This window comes from Flavobacterium sp. FlaQc-52, assembly GCF_044007495.1.
Taxonomy (GTDB): Bacteria; Bacteroidota; Bacteroidia; order Flavobacteriales; family Flavobacteriaceae; genus Flavobacterium; species Flavobacterium cupriresistens.
Genome location: NZ_JBIPCV010000001.1, coordinates 732,675 through 748,834, shown reverse-complemented (window position 1 = coordinate 748,834; position 16,160 = coordinate 732,675). Strand labels below are relative to the sequence as shown.

Annotated in this window: 11 protein-coding genes; 9 read left to right on the top strand and 2 right to left on the bottom strand. The window is 30.9% G+C overall.

Features of this window, described 5'->3' with window-relative positions; genetic code table 11:
* The first annotated feature begins 14 nt into the window (after positions 1–14).
* From ACHRV5_RS03140 to ACHRV5_RS03115, 6 genes are read left to right on the top strand one after another with little or no spacing between them, the layout of a single operon-like run.
* Positions 15–1,262, top strand: a complete 1,248-nt coding sequence (locus tag ACHRV5_RS03140) for a hydroxymethylglutaryl-CoA synthase family protein (RefSeq protein WP_305070184.1) — start codon at positions 15–17, stop codon at positions 1,260–1,262.
* Entirely contained in the window at positions 1,253–2,041 is a 789-nt protein-coding gene (locus tag ACHRV5_RS03135; protein WP_395425722.1) for an enoyl-CoA hydratase/isomerase, read from the top strand. Before ACHRV5_RS03140 ends, ACHRV5_RS03135 begins: the two co-directional genes overlap by 10 nt.
* The gene (locus ACHRV5_RS03130) at positions 2,029–2,775 is read left to right on the top strand and encodes a polyketide synthase (RefSeq protein WP_395425721.1); all 747 of its coding nucleotides are present in this window, start codon (positions 2,029–2,031) and stop codon (positions 2,773–2,775) included. The genes ACHRV5_RS03135 and ACHRV5_RS03130 overlap by 13 nt, the downstream gene beginning before the upstream one ends.
* A gap of 23 nt (positions 2,776–2,798) precedes the next feature.
* The gene (locus ACHRV5_RS03125) at positions 2,799–3,770 is read left to right on the top strand and encodes an acyltransferase domain-containing protein (RefSeq protein ID WP_395425720.1); all 972 of its coding nucleotides are present in this window, start codon (positions 2,799–2,801) and stop codon (positions 3,768–3,770) included.
* Positions 3,760–4,500 (top strand): 4'-phosphopantetheinyl transferase family protein, encoded by a 741-nt coding sequence (locus ACHRV5_RS03120; protein WP_395425719.1) that lies wholly within the window; start codon positions 3,760–3,762, stop codon positions 4,498–4,500. Before ACHRV5_RS03125 ends, ACHRV5_RS03120 begins: the two co-directional genes overlap by 11 nt.
* Entirely contained in the window at positions 4,500–5,189 is a 690-nt protein-coding gene (locus ACHRV5_RS03115) for an MBL fold metallo-hydrolase (RefSeq protein ID WP_395425718.1), read from the top strand. Before ACHRV5_RS03120 ends, ACHRV5_RS03115 begins: the two co-directional genes overlap by 1 nt.
* A gap of 383 nt (positions 5,190–5,572) precedes the next feature.
* On the opposite strand, the gene ACHRV5_RS03110 is transcribed toward ACHRV5_RS03115, so the two are convergent.
* Both ACHRV5_RS03110 and ACHRV5_RS03105 read right to left on the bottom strand, forming a co-directional pair.
* Entirely contained in the window at positions 5,573–5,650 is a 78-nt protein-coding gene (locus ACHRV5_RS03110; RefSeq protein WP_395425839.1) for a hypothetical protein, read from the bottom strand.
* A 36-nt stretch (positions 5,651–5,686) separates the two neighbouring features.
* On the bottom strand, positions 5,687–5,845 hold the full coding sequence (locus tag ACHRV5_RS03105; RefSeq protein ID WP_395425717.1) for a hypothetical protein: 159 nt from the start codon (positions 5,843–5,845) through the stop codon (positions 5,687–5,689).
* 357 nt (positions 5,846–6,202) lie between these two features.
* Between ACHRV5_RS03105 and ACHRV5_RS03100 the strand changes: the two genes are divergently transcribed.
* Genes ACHRV5_RS03100 through ACHRV5_RS03090 form a run of 3 tightly spaced genes read left to right on the top strand, consistent with a single transcriptional unit; the run spans position 6,203 to position 16,148 of the window.
* Positions 6,203–7,201, top strand: coding sequence for a helix-turn-helix transcriptional regulator (locus ACHRV5_RS03100; RefSeq protein ID WP_395425716.1), 999 nt, complete (start codon positions 6,203–6,205; stop codon positions 7,199–7,201).
* A 49-nt stretch (positions 7,202–7,250) separates the two neighbouring features.
* The gene (locus tag ACHRV5_RS03095) at positions 7,251–10,256 is read left to right on the top strand and encodes a hypothetical protein (protein ID WP_395425715.1); all 3,006 of its coding nucleotides are present in this window, start codon (positions 7,251–7,253) and stop codon (positions 10,254–10,256) included.
* 9 nt (positions 10,257–10,265) lie between these two features.
* Positions 10,266–16,148 carry a DEAD/DEAH box helicase gene (locus tag ACHRV5_RS03090; protein WP_395425714.1) on the top strand — a complete coding sequence of 1,961 codons (5,883 nt, stop codon included), beginning with the start codon at positions 10,266–10,268 and terminating at the stop codon, positions 16,146–16,148.
* The last annotated feature ends 12 nt before the right edge of the window (positions 16,149–16,160 follow it).

The window sequence follows — 16,160 nt, the reverse complement described above, 5'->3', positions numbered from 1 at the left end:
AATCAGAAAAAAATATGAGAGCAGGAATAGAAGCTATAAATATATATTGTGGATCAGCAGTCATAGACGTTGCTGAATTAGCAAAACATCGACAATTAAACACCGAGCGATTTGAGAATTTGTTAATGAAAGAGAAAACAGTGCCAATGCCCTATGAAGATCCGATCTCTAATGGGGTTAATGCAGCAAAACCCTTATTGGATGCATTGACAGATGAAGAAATAGAAAGCATAGATATGTTGATCACTTGTTCAGAATCAGGTATTGATTTTGGAAAGTCGATGAGTACGTACATACATGATTATTTAAAATTGAGTCGAAATTGCAGGTTGTTCGAACTCAAAAATGCCTGTTATTCCGGAACGGCTGGTCTTCAGATGGCTATTAATTTTATCCTTTCGGGTACCGCTGTGGGTAGAAAAGTTTTAGTCATCGCTACAGATATTATGAGGATGAGTACAGTAGAAGGAGGAGCCATGGAAATGTCTTTTGTAGAGCCTTCATCCGGATCCGGGGCTGTAGCCATGCTGATTAGTGATCAACCAAAAATATTTGAAATAGACAAAGGAGCCAGCGGTTATTACGGTTATGAGGTTATGGATACTTGCAGACCCGTTGCAGACAAAGAAGCGGGAGACTCAGATTTATCTTTATTATCTTATCTGGATTGCTGCGAAAACAGCTTTAAAGAATACCAAAAGAGAGTTGATGATACAGATTATCAGGATAGTTTTCAATACTTAGTCTTTCATACACCATTTGGAGGAATGGTAAAAGGTGCACACCGAACCAATATGCGAAAATTCAAAAAGGCAAAACCGGATCAGATCGAAGAAGATTTCCAAGGGCGTGTAGCTCCTTCTTTAGAATATTGTCAGAGAGTTGGAAACATTATGGGAGCAACAACTTATTTGGCATTAGTAAGCATGATTGAAAAAGGAAATTTTGAAACCCCAAAAAGAGTTGGCATATTTTCATATGGATCAGGATGCTGTTCCGAGTTTTTTAGTGGAGTGATACATCCTCAAAGTCAAATGTTAATTTCACCTTTGGCTATAGAAGAACATTTAGACGAACGAGTGGTATTATCTATGGAAGAATACGAAAGTACTTTTGCTGTTAACTCACAAATCAAATTCGGAACCAGAGATTACAAAATAGACACCACATTATATCCGGAACCCTTCAGTAAAGTAAAAGGAAAAAAGAAACTGATCTTTTCAGAAATTAAAAATTATCACAGAATTTACGAATGGGTATGATAGAGGTCAATAATAAATACAGCACCATTCTGGTAAGGCAACAACGAGAGGTTCTCCATATTCAGCTCAATAGACCCGAACAGTATAACAGTATTAATACCTTGATGGCAAATGAACTTTTGGAGGTTTTGAAAGAGGTTAAACAAAACACAAAAGTAAAAATCATAGTATTATCCGGTAATGAAAATCAATTCTGTACAGGAATGGATTTTGAAGCGGTGGCAAATCAGCAGAAGGAAGCTTTAATGAATCAACAACCGGATCAATATTACAATGTTTTGAAAGCGATTAGCGAAATTGATAAGGTGGTAATAGCAAAAGTTGAAGGGAAAGTAAATGCAGGAGGAATAGGATTAGTTGCAGCTAGTGATATAGTACTGGCAAATAGTCAGGCAACTTTTGGTCTATCTGAAGCCTTATTTGGATTGTTACCCGCTTGTGTAATGCCTTTTTTGATGCAAAGAACTGGTCCGCAGAAAGCCAAATGGCTCACATTAATTACACTTGGAATATCGGCAGAACGAGCTTATGAAATAGGTCTGGTAGATGAAGTGACAGATGAAATTGATAATCTGCTAAGGAAAAATATACTAAGGCTTAGTCGATTAGAAACGAATACAATTCAGGAAATTAAATCTTATACGGCAAAACTCTGGATTATAAAGGAGGATACCAAAACAATAGCAGTTAATAAATTACAGACACTAATGGAGTCTGAAACGGTACAGAAGAATATAAAGAACTTTATTGAGAAAGGAGAATATCCATGGGAGAGGTAGTAAGCATTACAGAAATCACAGAAGAAATTGTACAAATTACGATGCAAGATAAAGTGTCAAGAAATACATTTTCTAAAGAACTAATGCAAGGGTTAAAACAGACTTTTGCAATTGTAAACCAAAATAAAGCGTATAAAGTAGTAATTCTAATAGGTTACGATAGCTATTTTTCTTGCGGAGGAACCCCGGATGAGTTACAACAAATATATGATGGAAAGTTGAAATTTACGGAATTAGATTTTTTTACAGCACCAATTGATTGCGAAATTCCTGTAATTGCTGCCATGCAAGGACACGCAATTGGAGGAGGACTTGTTTTTGGATGTTATGCAGATTTTCAAATTTTAGGAAAGGAAAATATATATACTGCAAATTTCATGAAATACGGATTCACTCCGGGTATGGGAGCAACTTACATGGTGCCACTGCGTTTTGGTTCCTCTTTAGGCAGCGAAATGCTTTTTACAGCCGAAAGTTATAGGGGAGGAGAATTGCAGGAACGAGGAGTCCCTTTACACGTAGTTCCAAAAAAAGAAGTTCGTACAGAGGCAATAGCATTAGCAAAGAAATTAGCTGAGAAGCCAAGACTTTCATTAGTGACGCTAAAAAAACATATGACATCAAAAATCAAGAGGAGTTTAAAGGATATATTTGAGCAAGAATTAGAAATGCATAAAATAACTTTTCATCAACCACAGGTTAAAGAAAATATAAAAGCTTTGTTCGAGAGGTAAACATTAGTAATCTTACACAAGATATGAAAAAGTATAAAGTTGTCTTTTTATTTTCTGGCCAGGGTAGTCAGTATCGTAATATGGGAAAAAGTCTATTCATGGACCATGCTGTTTTTAGATCAAGCATGGAGGAAAGTGATCTGATTTTTCAGAAATATTTGAATAGATCTCTTGTGCATGAACTATATGGTAAAGATGACTCAGATTTTGATGAGCTGCTAATCACCCATCCTGCTATCGTGGCAATTGAGATTGCTATGATAGAGGTAATGAAGTCTTACAATATTTTTCCGGATTATGTTTTCGGCCAAAGTCTTGGTGAGTTTGCTGCTGGTGTTGCCAGTGGTATTTGGTCTGCATCAACAGCTATAAAAGCTGCTATGGAACAGGCCAAATCTTTAACAAGGAGTAATCTGGAAGGAGGTATGCTTACTGTTATAAACGCAGAGACACATCATCAACTTAAAATATATGAACAATACAACTTGTACCTGGCCATCGATAATTTTAAGGGAAGTTATACGGTCTCCGGGACAACATCAAATTTGGATCAATATCAAAAAATCTTAAAGGAAGAAGAGATAATACATAAACGTATTCCGGTAACTGTTCCTTTTCATTCTCCTCTCCTTAAGGAAGGTTTACATGATTTTTCGTATTATATGCAACAAGGTATTGATTTGGTTCGACCTAAGACACATTATTTGTCTGGCGTGACATCAGATCTTTTAAAAGAAATTGATGCCGAGTATTATAGTCAAGTGGTAAGTTCTTATTCCAGTCATTGTAAAACAATTGACTTTTTGGAACAACTCGGACCGTGTTTCTATATTGATCTGGGACCTTCGGGAACTAGTGCTACTTTTACTAAATATTCCATACTAAAAACATCTGAGTCCAGCATACAGCCTATTTTATCCCCTTTTGGAAATGAGCTTAAGCAATTAGAAAAAGTAAAAAGTTTAATTTCTAATCACTCTTCCTATGTTATATGAAGGTATTATAAGATTGGTAAGAGAAAACTCGGAACATATAGCGGGATATACCATTGTAAAAAAAGAATTAACCGATTTAAATGGATATTTAGAAGTTTTACATCCGGATGAGATCACCTATTTAAATGCTCTAAAATTCAATAGACGAAAATCTAGTTATTTGTTAGGTCGTATTAGTGCGAAGAGTGCTTTAGGCAAAATTATTCCGACAAATACCGTTATGAGTTCTTTTAAAGTAGGTTTCGGTGTTTTTCAATTCCCGGTCATAGAGCAACTGTCTTGTTCTGGTTTTCAGGTATCTATTACGCACTGTGATGCTATTGGTATTTCCGTAGCTTACCCGGAAGCTCATCCTATAGGGGTGGATATTGAAAAAATTAATCCGGAAAAAGTTGATTCTATGATGAATATGTTTACTCAGCAAGAAATAACTTTAGCAAATTCGTATCTGAATGATAAGGCTTCAGCCTATACATTGCTTTGGACTGTAAAAGAAGGCCTATCTAAAATCTTAAAGACAGGAATGATGATTGATTTCAACTATTTGGAATTAGATTCCCTTGATTACAAAAATGGATTATATAGTGCAAGTTTTAAGAATTTTAGGCAATACAAATCATTTTCTATAGTTCTGGACTCTTATATTGTCTCCATTACTTGTCCCAAACGTACCGATATAGATTTAACTAATTTTGCTAAACATTTAACGCATCTAAATTTACAGTCCTGATGATTTATGTGCAACTTTTTGAGGTTACTAATGGTGTTTTTAAGAATCAATGCTATCTGGTCCATAATCAATACGAAGGTGTTTTGATTGATCCGGCTTGGGATTACGAGCTGATCACTAGTTATATAGAAGAAAATGGAATTTTATTAAAGGGTGTATTGCTTACTCATGGCCACTTGGATCATATAGATCTGGCAGGAAAATTTTCTAAAGAAAAAAATGTTCCTGTGTGGAGCTCCGATATAGATGCAATTACTTTTCGATTAACATATTCTAAATTGCAATTGGTTTCTCACTTGAAAAACTTTAAAATAGGTACAATCGAAATAACTCCAATTCTTACTCCTGGGCATACTTCAGGCAGTGTCTGTTATTTAATTGATAATCATGTGTTTTCTGGAGATACTGTTTTCATTGAAGGTGTTGGAGTTTGTTCTAAAGATGGTGCGGCATCTTTATATGATTCCGTTCAATTCTTGAAAAATTATCTGCCTGAGCACTCCCTGTTTTGGCCTGGTCATTCATACGGTGAAGCACCGGGAAAATCAATTTCTTATCTAATGATATACAATATTTACTTTCAGTTCATTTCGAAAAAATCTTTCATTGCTTTTCGGACTCGAAAAAATCAACATAAAATATTGGAGTGGACTTTTAATAAGAAAATAAATGATCGCTTCTCTAGATGATATTGTATAAAATGCTTTCTTGTAGCGTTTTAGTTAGGGTTGTTTTGTGATTTTTTATGAAACCTACTTCCCGATACAAAAATTAGTAGCCAGTATTTACTGGGGTTTCCAGATTATATGGTACAAAAATGGTACAAATCTGGCCGAAATATCACAAAATAAAACAAAGTATCCTTATTGAGATAACATAAATCATGGGAGTTGTTTCATACAAAAATAATATAAATTTTGAATGTTGATTATATCAATAGCATAAAAAAAACTAAGTCATGGATGATTAAAATATTCAGAGATGAAAGTTAAAAAGAAAAGTTCGAAAATCTAAAGTAATACTAGATTTCTGAACTTTTTTTAAATATCATTTTGGACTTCTAAATGAGTTTTTACTCGACCCGATTTAACCATTTCATTAACTCATGTTTGTAAAAATAAGTACGCTTGCCTTGTTTGTTAAATGGAATTTCCCTTTTATATACTTTACTATAGATCGTTGATACCTATAGATTTAAAAGTTTTGATTTTTCTTGAATGCTCAGTAGTTCATCTTGATTTTCTTCTATTGGGGAAATTCTTTCAATAAGTTTTTCCAAATGCTCTAATTTCTCATAAAGCTTTTTCATCATTATTGGTATCTGGTCAAAAGTAAATGGCTTCACGGTAATTTGTTATTTAGATCCATGTAAAAGTATGTATTACCATTAGAATAGTTTAATAAATAAACAGGTATAAATACGTACTAGGTGATGTTTTTTAATGAATATATTTGAAATTGTTTGTTAATACGGTTTTCCATAAATAATAAATAAATTAAAAGATAATATTTGTCGATGGAGGCTATAAAAAGTAGTATAAGAACTTGAACTGAAGATTAAAAAGACTTTCTACTTTTATTTGACGGTGAAATTGATGTGTAAATATCTGATAAAGTGATTGATAGATTTAGGTCGTACTTAAGTTGCTTTAAATTGCTTTTCGTATCATTGTTAGGTAATGATAAATATCTTGAAAATTAAATGTCTACAAATAAGCACGCTATAATTAGGTACCAAACTTTAGATAAATGTTTCCGTAACTCAGGAAGAAACTATGCTATTGAAGATCTTGTAGAGGAATGTAATAAAGCAATTTATGAATATACAGGTAAAGAAGAAGGAATAAAAAAAAGACAACTTTATGATGATATCAGATTCATGGAGAGTGAACAAGGTTGGAATATAGAATTAAAGAAAGAAAAAGATGGTAGGAGAGTTTTTTATAAATATGAAGACTCAAAGTTTTCTATTTCAAACCAACCGTTAAATGAAATAGAAGCAAACCAACTTAGAGAAGCTTTACTGACATTAGAAAGGTTCAAAGGATTACCGCAATACAATTGGATTAATGCGTTGAATACGAGATTAGAAGCGTCCTTTAGTTTAAAGCAAAAAAGTGATGTCATAATTAGTTTTGAAGAAAACGAATTCCTTAAAGGGTTAGAATTTATACCTGAACTTTACAGTTCTATTCTTTATAAAAAAGTATTAAACGTTTGTTATAAGAACTTTAAAATCGAAAATTCAACTAGTATCATAATTTATCCCTATTACCTCAAGCAGTTCAATATGCGTTGGTTTTTATTTGGAAAGTCAGATGACTATGAAACAATCACAAATTTAGCGCTAGATAGAATTGAAAGTATAGAACCAGTAAATAAAAACTACATTAATTCTGATATTGATTTTAAAGAGTATTTTGAGGATGTTATTGGTGTTACCGTCCCTAACGATAAAGTTGAAATAATTGTTCTTGAGATTAGTGAATCTTTGATGCCTTATGTGAAAACTAAACCTATTCACGGTTCACAAATAATAAAAGAAGTAGACGGTAGAAATTGTTTGCAAATAAAAGTAATTCCTAATTATGAATTAGAAATGCTGATTTTGTCTCATGGAGAAAAAATAAAAGTGCTAGAGCCATTATTTTTAGTGGAAAAACTTCTAGATAGGGTTAACAAAATGAAAAATAATTATTAGTGCAGATACAATGCATTAATGCATTTTATTTTTGATAAAAATTTGTGATATGAGTGAGTTTTACAAAATCTTAAAAAACCGTAGACTTGATTTTCATTCAGGTCAGCCAGTTTGGAAATATACAATTTCTGATTTAGAGTTTAATCAATTAAAGGAGAGTTTTAAAATTGTTCAACGACTTTCTCAGCTTAATCCTAAAGATTGTGCAATCTATTATGCAGAGTGGTGGAAAAGAATTTTCAATGGAGGATATCCTTCAAAAGATGAAATTTATAATTCATTGTGTTCTGATAAATTATGTTTTGATGCCAATGATTTTTATGAATCAGCCAAAACGGGAGGTAGTCTTTTAAACTATAAATGGATTAAAATTCAAAATACCCATTATCTAAAAACTTTATTATTACAAGGAGGCCTTCCATTAAAACATATAAAGAATTATAGTGGTAAGTATAGATATTTTCTTTTGAAAATTATCCATTTAAATCCTAGTTCAATTGAAGATTTTTCCACTAATACTGAATTAACTGGTCTATTACCAAAATCTAGTCAAAATGAAATTATTTATAGTAGTTGTCTAGAAATTGTTCGTGCCGTTTTAGATAATGATGAAAATGAACTGTTAAGTTTTAGAGCAAATGCAGATTTAAAGCAAATTACCGAAGAGTTAATTATTGAAAGAGATAAGGTCAGAAAAAAGAATAATGCTATTAAATTCAAATGGAATTTTAATTCTAAAAGCAACACTTTTTTTCTCAATACTGCCATTACTTCAAAAATTGGATTTGAAGAACTGAATTATATTTTAGATGATCAAATTGTTGATTATCAAAATGAATATAAATTATTCGTTGGTATAGATTTAATTGCTAAACTCACAAAAAGAAATAATGAGACATACAAAATAATCCAATTTAAAGATTTTGTCATTTTTAAAGAAAATTTTGATACTGAAATTTATGTAATTGATAGTTATGACAAAATTTATTGTGCTAATCATTTACTCTATTCCAGATTAAACTTGAATTTTCCAACACTATGGGTGTCAGGTAATAATGAAAATTTTGTTTTAGAAAAATCTAGACACACAAATAATAATTATGGTTATGTATTATCAAATGATGTTTTTTCAATAGATGGTAATTTTGAAGAAAAAACTGTAATAGAGATAAATAGTAAAGCTTTCTCTATTATAAAATTTCAAGAGGAAATTAAGTTAAATAAACCTGATAGTAGTACGATTAAGTTTAAAACAAACACTGAGAATATATTTGACTGGAGTATAGTAAGTGAAAAACCAAAATGGCTAGTTGGAAGCAATTTAAATATTGTAAAGAATGATTTGAGAATAATTGTTTATGACAATAATGGACAAAGGATTAATAATCCAAAATTAGAATGGAAACAAGTAAATAAAAGCATTTGGAATTCAAAACACACTACATTAGAATTAGGAGCCTTAGATGTCAAAATCTCGCATGCTGGTATTAATGAGTATGAAAGAGTTTTTAATATTGGTGATTTGTGTTTGTCAACAAGTTCAGATTACAACAACCCACAAATTGTAGTAAATAGCAATTATTTTGTTTTAGAGATATACAAGTCAGACCATTATGATTGTAGTGTCAATCAAAATAAAGTAACTTTTAAAATAACAAATCCTTCAAAATTCCCATCTTCGATCAAAACTAGAATTAGAGTAAATAATCAAAGTTTTGGAATACTTGCGGAAGTAATTTCACCTTTTCAAGGAGTTATATTGGTTGATCAGAATGAAAATGTAATAAATGACGATAAAATATTTTTAGATAAAATAAAAGGTTGGCGATTAATTGTAAATTGTTATGGAAAAGAATACGAAGTAAGGGTTTTTAATAATAAGAACCCGGAAATTGTTATATCAAAAAAGATAGAAAGAAAAGTAAAACCACTACTTGAGTTTCATGATACTTTTAAATCACTTTTTCAGCTTTATAATATTATCGATGCTGACAATTTTTTAAAAATGGAAATTTTTGAACTATTACCACATAATAGAAATAAAAAAATTAAAAGCTATAGTATAAAACAATTTTCAGAGACAATAAAATGGAAAGTAAATGATGAAAACATAATAAAATTTGATAAAATCGAAAGTATTGATATTTCAAATAGCGTGTATGCTTTACCATTAGATTGTGACTTGGAGTATATCGGTAAAATTGAAATAAAAAAAGATTTAGATTTTTACTCAATTAATACAATTAATGCCAATAAATTTATTCTATTTTCGGACAAAAATTCGAAACTCAAAATTAAACCTGAGTTTATTTCTGTGAATCCGGAAAATGAATTAACTACAATTGAGGATAGAAATAATAGAATTATTAATTATTCTAAGCAACTTTTAGAAGAAGATTTTACTGGTGTCATATGGAACAAGTTTTGGGTTTATTATTATTTATGCAAAGAAAACGATTTGCCTTTTGCAACATTTGATATTATAAAAGCCATTACATCATCATCTGAATTGGCAGCAAAAGCTTTTGCTTTTTTATCGTTAAGATTTGATATAGGAGAATATAAGTTTTCAGGAAATGATTTTGTTGAATTAGAAAATGATTTAGGATTATCTTTTCATTGGGTTGAGCAGTCAGATTGGGAAAACATTTGTCAAATTAATCCAAAAATATTTGAAGCACTTGCTGTTATGCTAAATTTTAAATGGAATAAACTAAGCTTGTGTTTACTTCAAAAGACTAAGAATTCCAATTTTGTTTTTAATGCAGAGCTTAACAATGTTAGAGAGCGTTTAGGTGAAAGGGTATTAAGTCAGCTACCTTTTTATGACATTGAAAATGACAGAAATAAATATGTTAAGCCAATACCACAGAAGCAATGGAATGAACAAGTTAATATTCTTGTAATTGCACCACTTACAGTAGCATCATCCATTTCAGGTAGAAACAAAGGTCTATGGCATATAAATGGGGACAATTTTAGACGAAGAATTAAGTATGTAGAAGATCTTGATAAAAAATGGTATGAAGAATCATTAATTTATTATCTAAACTAAAAAAACAGTATGAATCACGAAATAAAATTCAAAAAAATATATAGTGAGATTCAAGATAGATTAAAAGATTCTATTTTATCTCTTTGGGTAACAGGTGATGCTCAATTTCAAAATTATTTGTCAGATCTATTCGAAGAAGAAAAATTATTAGCTGAGCCAGTGTTCCAAAACACTTTTCCATGGACACCAGCTAAAAAAACATTTGGCGATTTAACTAATTTGTTTGATAACAATTTCATCAACAAGCTTGATAAAATAAAAGGTGAATATGAATTTCCTAAAAATAGAAATCCTTATGTACATCAGATAAAAAGTTGGGAAGTACTTTTAAATGATAAGAAGTCTATTGCTGTTACTACTGGTACTGGCTCTGGTAAAACAGAATGTTTTATGTTGCCCGTTCTACATGACTTATACAAGAATTGTCAAAATGATATTGGTGTAAGGGCCATTTTTTTATATCCACTAAATGCTTTAATTGGCAGCCAGAAAAAAAGAATGGATGCTTGGGTAAAAGCTTTAGATGGTTTAACTTATGCTGTTTATAATGGAAATACTGAGGAGGATTCAACCGCAAAAAACAGAAGTAAATATAAGCCAGAACTAATATCAAGAAAACAGATACGTGAAACTCCACCACAAATTCTTTTCACAAATCCTTCAATGTTGGAATACATTTTAGTTCGTGATAAAGATGTACCATTATTAGATAATTCTAAAGGCAAATTACGTTGGATTTTGTTAGACGAGGCACACACATTAGTAGGTTCGGCAGCATTAGAAATGGCTTTGTTAATTAGAAGGGTAGTCGACGCTTTTGCAGTTGATATAAAAGATTTAAGATTTGCGATTACTTCTGCAACAGTAGGGAGTGGTGTAGAAAGCGAAACAAACTTAAAGGATTTTATGGCTAATCTTTGCGGTATAGAAAAGCATCAGATAGAAGTAATTACAGGTGAAAGAGAATTCAAAGAGTTACCGGATAGTTTTCAAATCAACAATAAAAAGGAAATCGAAATTCTAAGAAAAAAAGTTTATGATTCGAAGGCCATTACTTTAACTGAAATAACAGAAAGTCTAACAGCAAAGAAAGTTTCTTTCTATGAAAAATTGGAAATGGTTGATGCTATTGTCGAAAGTAAAAACAATGATATTTCAATTTTACCATTAAGAGCTCATTTATTTTCTCGTGGTATAGGAGGTGTTTATGTTTGTTCAAATCCAAATTGTGACAAACATAAAAATTTCGATTCAAAAAGTTCATTGGGTACCATGACCACTTATGCCGAGAAAAACTGTGAGTGTACTTTTCCAATGTTCGAACTGGTCGCTTGTCGTTCTTGTGGTAATGAACTATTGAAAGCAGAAAGGCAACTTGAAAGAAACGGTAATGAAATTTTGACATTGGCCACATCAATTAATCAGGATAATTTTATTGTTGATGATTTTGAAAATGACGAAAATGATGATGTTAACCCAATTACTCGATCATTTTTCTTTACAAAAAGGAATATTAATAAACGACATGTTCCCAATACATTAGAATTCGGAATTGATAATAGCGGTAAAATAAATCGTAATCAGAGTGTTTTTATTGAAGCTGATCGTGATGGTGAATGTGTTTGTCCTTATTGTTCTAGTAATCTAGATAATCCATTACATTTTAGAATTTCTTCTTCATTTATGAACAGAATTTTATCAGATATTTTTTTAGATAACACTCCAGGTGCCGATGAAATTCGTTCAGAAATGCTTTGGGAAGGACATAAATACATTTCATTTACAGATAGCCGTCAAGGAACTGCGAAAATATCAGCTTTAATTAATATTGATAACGAGAACAATTGGATACGTTCTCAGGTATTTCATTTGCTTTGGAAAGAACAATTATCAGTTAGTCAAAATAATCCAAACGAGGCTTTATTGAAAGTTTTAAAACAATCTTTGGAAAGTGCACCGGTGCCAGTCCAAAAAAGCATTCAAGAGCAGATAAACCGTTTGGAACAACCGACAATTGTAAACGTAAAGTTGTCATGGAAACAAATATATGATTATCTTAATCCTAAATCTGAGTTAAAAACTCTTTTTAAGAATAACAATCCAAGAGAAGATAATTTCATAAATCTTGAAAAATATTCAAGAGCTTTACTTTTTGATAATTTCGCAAGAAGATTACCTAGAGAACGATCTCTAGAAAATTTAGGAATGGTGAGCATGGTTTATCCAGATTTAGATAATATTCAATTATCAAAAATTGCAGAACAATATAACATTACAATTGAAGAGTGGAAAAGTTTGTTAAAAATTGGTCTTGACTATGTTATTAGAAATCAATTTTATTTCGTTTTGGATAATTCAATTTATCCATATTCGACATCATTTCTAAAAAGTTTCCAAATTCACAATTCTGATTCAAATATAACAAATGCTAAAAAATGGCCTACGTTCAGAGCAAATGAAGCCAGACCGAATAGGATAGCATTATTATTATGCGCTGGGTTAGGCTATTTTAGTCGCAGTGAAATCACAAATGAAATTGAACAAGATATTAATGAACTACTTCTTGAAATTTGGAAAGCTATAAGAGCAAATGTTTTAGATGTTGATGATACAGGGTATAAATTGAACTTAGAGCAAAAAACAAGACTTCAAATTCCAGAAAAACTTTGGTTATGTCCGGTAAAAAAACGTCTGATTGACGCACAATTTAAAGGATTTTCTCCTTGGATTACAGGTTCTTTTACAGAAGATAATATTAGACATTTTGAGATAAAGCAATCGCAACCATATACATTTCCAAAATTCCTATTCCCATTTAACAGGAATGAGCAAAATGAATTAGCTCTCGCAGCAACAAAAGATTGGATTAGTAATAACTCAGCTGAATGGAAGCAAAATGGCTTATGGAATAATATTCACGAAAAAATAATTTTAAATAGACCTTTATATTTATCTGGAGAACATTCTGCACAACAAAGCGAAAAAAGATTAAAACAATTAGAAGATAAATTTGAAAAAGCAGAGATAAACATCCTCAACTGCTCAACAACAATGGAGATGGGAGTTGATATTGGTGGTATCTCAACAGTTGTTATGAACAATGTGCCACCTGGCCCGGCAAATTATTTACAAAGAGCTGGTCGAGCTGGTCGGAGAAAAGAGAGCAAGTCAATAGCTTTTACGGTTTGTGCTCCAAATCCAGTTGGATTGAATGCTTTTAATACTCCTACTTGGGCATTAACACATAAAATTGCTCCTCCATTTATGTCTTTCAATAGTACGCAGGTTATAGAGCGCCATATAAATGCTTTCTTTCTAGGAAAGTTTGTTCAAACTGATGCAGTTAGAGGTATAAGAGTTACTGATAAAATAGAAAGTTTCTTTTTTGATGAATTAGAACCAATAGCTGTGAAATTCGTCACATGGTTAATGGGTAATGAAGTAAGATTATTTTCAAACCAAGTAGCTGAAATTGTTAGAAATACTAGTTATGAAGATAAAAACTTTACATATATTTTGAATAAAGTATTTTCAAATTTTAATCAATTATTAAATAAATCTAAAAGCAAAAAAGAAGGTTTCGAAAGTAAATTAAAAGAAATTGAAGAAGAATTTAGAAATACCTCTACCGCTTTTAAAGCTGTTAATATTCAATACATTCAGTTTTTAAAGAAAAATGCATTGACCTTTTTAGCTCAAGAAGGTTTTTTACCAACGGCTGGCTTACCAACAGGTATTGTTGAATTTGACATAACTAACATCGACAGTCTAAATAATAAGAATAGTGAAAAAAAGGAAAATCCGTCTTATTTTATTACAAGAGCATTAACTGAATTTGTACCCGGCAATAATGTTGTTATTGATGGGATGAATTATTCTTCTTCAGGCATTATTTTAGAGGATAACCGTGGAAATCAATCATATAAAGAAATAATTCAATTATGCAATTCTTGTGGCTACCAAAGAATCGTTGAAGTTTCAGAAGGTCAAACTATAGAAACAGAATGTCCACATTGTCACAATCACAATTTTAGAGGGTTAGTTTATGATAATGATGGTAATAGAGGCATTTTTACAGAAATGATTCAACCAGCTGGTTTTGCGGTAGATATGTATCAAACTCCAAATCGAAAAATATCAGAATCATCAAGAATTCACTATATAGATCCTTTATTAATTAATGTCAAACCTTGGGAACAGAATAGCAATACCATTTACGATATAAGGGAAAGTGAAGAAAATGGAGAGATTTTATACTACAATGTGGGTAATGGGAATGGCTTTCACGTTTGTTTGCATTGTGGCAAAACCGGTTTATCACTAGAGCAACTAAATGACCATAGAAGGTTAAGAGGAGGAAAAGATGATAATGGAGGTTCAGCATGCTTAGGAAATTTTTCTGCAACTGCCATAAGACCAAATGTAATTTTAGGAGGGAGATTTAAAACTGATTTTTGCGAAATTAGAATTAGAGAAAATGGAACATATTCAAGAAATGAAATATTATTGTATTCATTAGGCTCAATTTTCGTCAAAGAGCTTGCAAGCTATCTTGCTATTGAGCATGGTGAACTTGATTTTGGAATTAAAAGATACGATACTTACTCAACAATTTTTATTTTTGATACCACCAAAGGTGGAGCAGGATATGCAAATCAATTCTTTTTATATGCAGATGAAATATTCAAACATTCTAAAGTTAAGTTAGAATGCAATTGCCAAAATGCTTGTACAAAATGTTTAATTGATAGAAAGACACAATGGCATTTGAATCTTTTAGATAGAAATATAGCATTAGATTGGTTAAGTAGAATAAATGATCTTACAATTTCTAATGATATAATAAATAGCTATCCTTCCGCAAAGAGAATATTAAGTGGTATAAAACAAGAGCTCGTTAAGTTAAATTATACATCTAAAATCAAAGAGGTTTGGTTGATTGTTAATTCTAATGTGCAAAATTGGGATTTAGATAGTATTTTATTTTTAGAAAATTTAAAAAGTAAAGCAGTTGTTAATATAGTCCTTAAAAATTCTCCAATTATTACTAATAATCAAGATGTAATGACATTAATTCAGTTATCTGCTTGGTCAAAATTATGGATTCATAACAATATTGTGAACGAAGTGTTAACTACAATTTCATTTGTTCAATTGCAGGATGGAACTAATCAACAATATTTTGTAAACGACAATGTTAGCCTTGATTTAGATAAGAACTGGGGGGAATCAAGTAATGGAGAACTTTATAAAGTTAACAGTGCGACAATTCCAATTTTAGAAACATTTGAAACCGATAACTTATTAAATACAACTACTGTTTTCGAAGCAGTCGTTAATACGAATTCAATTGTAAGTTCAGTAAATCTTGCAGACGAAGTACTCAATAAACTAGAAAATAAAATAGATTTATGTTCAAAAATGAAGGATAAAAAATTCAATGTTTCTTATTCAGACCGTTATTTAAAAACTCCTTTTGGTTGTTTGTTGATGCTGCAATTCATTAATAAACTTCAAACAAAGTTAAATTTTGAAATAGACAATTTTACTTTTTTTGGTCAAGAATTCTATAACGAAAGAATTCCTCAAAAGCTTTTTCACGAATTCAGAGATAGTGAATCACGAGATAGTTACTTAAAATTATTTCGTTATGAATTAGATGCTAGTAATGTAAATGTAGTATCTGGTTCAATTCCACATTACAGATATTTTGAATTTAGTAATGATGAAATTAAAATAATAATTCGACCTGATGCAGGTGTCGAGCATGGTTGGAGATTGAAGAATAGTAATATTAATTTTGATGACAATATTTCTTTTGATAGATCTTTAGAAATATTAAAAATCAACAATCACCCAATTTTATATACAATTAGTATTGAGAATAGTTAATACAAATAGAAC

Excerpts from the sequence above, each read along its gene's own strand:
- ACHRV5_RS03140 (WP_305070184.1), top strand. The coding sequence starts at position 15 with ATGAGAGCAGGAATAGAAGCTATAAATATATATTGTGGATCAGCAGTC.
- ACHRV5_RS03135 (WP_395425722.1), top strand. The coding sequence starts at position 1,253 with ATGGGTATGATAGAGGTCAATAATAAATACAGCACCATTCTGGTAAGG.
- ACHRV5_RS03130 (WP_395425721.1), top strand. The coding sequence starts at position 2,029 with ATGGGAGAGGTAGTAAGCATTACAGAAATCACAGAAGAAATTGTACAA.
- ACHRV5_RS03125 (WP_395425720.1), top strand. The coding sequence starts at position 2,799 with ATGAAAAAGTATAAAGTTGTCTTTTTATTTTCTGGCCAGGGTAGTCAG.
- ACHRV5_RS03120 (WP_395425719.1), top strand. The coding sequence starts at position 3,760 with ATGTTATATGAAGGTATTATAAGATTGGTAAGAGAAAACTCGGAACAT.
- ACHRV5_RS03115 (WP_395425718.1), top strand. The coding sequence starts at position 4,500 with ATGATTTATGTGCAACTTTTTGAGGTTACTAATGGTGTTTTTAAGAAT.
- ACHRV5_RS03100 (WP_395425716.1), top strand. The coding sequence starts at position 6,203 with ATGTCTACAAATAAGCACGCTATAATTAGGTACCAAACTTTAGATAAA.
- ACHRV5_RS03095 (WP_395425715.1), top strand. The coding sequence starts at position 7,251 with ATGAGTGAGTTTTACAAAATCTTAAAAAACCGTAGACTTGATTTTCAT.
- ACHRV5_RS03090 (WP_395425714.1), top strand. The coding sequence starts at position 10,266 with ATGAATCACGAAATAAAATTCAAAAAAATATATAGTGAGATTCAAGAT.